Annotated in this window: 3 protein-coding genes; 1 reads left to right on the forward strand and 2 read right to left on the reverse strand. The window is 60.0% G+C overall.

Features of this window, described 5'->3' with window-relative positions:
- Nucleotides 1-61: 61 nt before the first annotated feature.
- Nucleotides 62-451 (reverse strand): hypothetical protein, encoded by a 390-nt coding sequence (locus AC0B9F_RS38000; protein WP_472010363.1) that lies wholly within the window; start codon nt 449-451, stop codon nt 62-64.
- 100 nt (nt 452-551) lie between these two features.
- Here AC0B9F_RS38000 and AC0B9F_RS38005 point away from each other — a divergent pair, with 100 nt between their 5' ends.
- A complete protein-coding gene (locus AC0B9F_RS38005; protein ID WP_054186956.1) occupies nt 552-1,616 on the forward strand; it encodes an IS630 family transposase in 1,065 nt (354 codons plus the stop codon).
- Between the two features lie 14 nt (nt 1,617-1,630).
- Here the strand turns inward: AC0B9F_RS38005 and AC0B9F_RS38010 are convergent.
- The coding region (locus AC0B9F_RS38010) for an integrase core domain-containing protein (RefSeq protein WP_472010365.1) at nt 1,631-1,836 on the reverse strand (206 nt) is incomplete at its 5' end.

Below are 1,836 nucleotides of genomic sequence, written 5' to 3' on the forward strand. Positions count from 1 at the left end.
CGCCGGACGTGATACTCGGCCGCCACTGGTCACTCTGATCGCTTCGGCCACTGAGGGTCGATCATGGTTGCCTGCCGGCTAAGTCAATGCGTGACCCACCACTGGTATAGAGCGGCACGATCGTTTTCTGGAGACCCGACATATCCGTCCGCGACTTCATTGTCGCTGCTCTCACCACGATGGGTGCCAGTGACGGCTCACCTCTGTCGCTGCAGTCCAGGCTGGGCACGTCCAACACTTTGCCCATCGACTGCGCTGGATATCCGGTTCCTGAACGCTTTGCGAGCTCCACGTACGTGATCTTCTTACCGCTTTTCGCGACGTCGATGAGGACGGAACGAGCGACATCAAGCGTCGTTGACAGCAATTCCGTGACGGTTACCTCGGCATTGCCCTTCCACGGAATGGTGATGGTCGATTGAGATTTCCACATCGGAGCTTCTACGGTCATTCGTCCTCATTCTCGTTTGCCGGGCAGCGTCGACTTGAGATTCGCTGCTAGTGCCGCGCGCCTAAAATTCTTTGACAGTGCGATTTGAGATACTTCAAGCATGCGGATTAAGCCCCTACTCTTGCGAGACGGCGACGATCTCGAGTTGGCCCGACGACTGCGGTCGAGGTCGATCTCCTCCGGTGCGGCGCAGCGAGCGAGGATTGTTTTGCTCGCATCTCAAGGTGAGTCGAATTCGTCGATCGCGGAACTGGTCGGGGTGTCGCGGCCGACGGTGATCTCCTGGCGCGCCCGCTACGACGTAGACGGCTTGGCCGGCCTCGAAGACGATGCGCGTTCGGGGCGGCCGCGTAGCCTCGATCGCCGGGAGATCGTCTCCGCGACCTTGATGCCGCCGCCGAAGAAATACGGTGTCACACACTGGAGTTCGCGCCTGCTCGCGAAACATTTGGGGATCGGGTACGGCACGGTCGCACGGATCTGGCGCGAGTACGGTGTGCAGCCTTGGCGCAGTGAGACATTCAAGTTTTCCACCGATCCGGAACTGGTCGCGAAGGTCACCGACATCGTCGGGTTGTATCTCGATCCGCCCGAGAACGCGATCGTGCTCTGCGTGGACGAGAAATCGCAGATCCAGGCATTGGATCGGACCGCTCCGACGTTGCCGATGCAGATCGGAATGCCCGAGAAGCAAACCCACGACTACATCCGCAACGGCACCACCACCTTGTTCGCGGCGTTGGAGATCGCGACCGGAAAGGTGACCGGGATCTGCCGGCCGCGACACCGTCACCAGGAGTTTCTGGTGTTCCTCAAACATGTCGCACGCGCGTATCCGAAGCAGGAACTGCACTTGGTGATGGACAACTACGCCACCCACAAGAAGGCCGAGGTCCGCGAGTGGCTGGCTGCGAATCCGCGGATCCATGTTCATTTCACCCCGACGTCGGCGTCGTGGATGAACCTCGTCGAGGTGTGGTTCGGGATCATCGAACGCCAAGCGATTCACCGCGGAACTTTCCGCAGTGTCCGCGAACTGACGGCGAAGATCCGAGAGTTCATCAACGGGTGGAATCCGCGGGCGCAGCCGTTCGTGTGGACGAAAACCGCCGAGCAGATCCTGGTGAAAGCTGACCGTAAAACAACTTCAAACTCGGGGCACTAGCTGGCCGATCGAGGCTAGTTGTAGGAGGAACGGACGTTGGTGACGCGGTGCCGGCGGTAAGCGGCGGGCGGTCGTCCTCCGCGTGCTGAATGCGGTCGGTGGTAATTGTAGTGAACATTCCAGACTTCGACGGCAGTGCGCCGCTCAGCTTCGCTGGTGTACTCGCGGGAGTACAGCAGTTCTTCGGCGAGGATGCGGTTGTAGCGTTCGACTTTCCCGT

It is taken from the genome of Streptomyces sp. NPDC097129, from assembly GCF_055668065.1.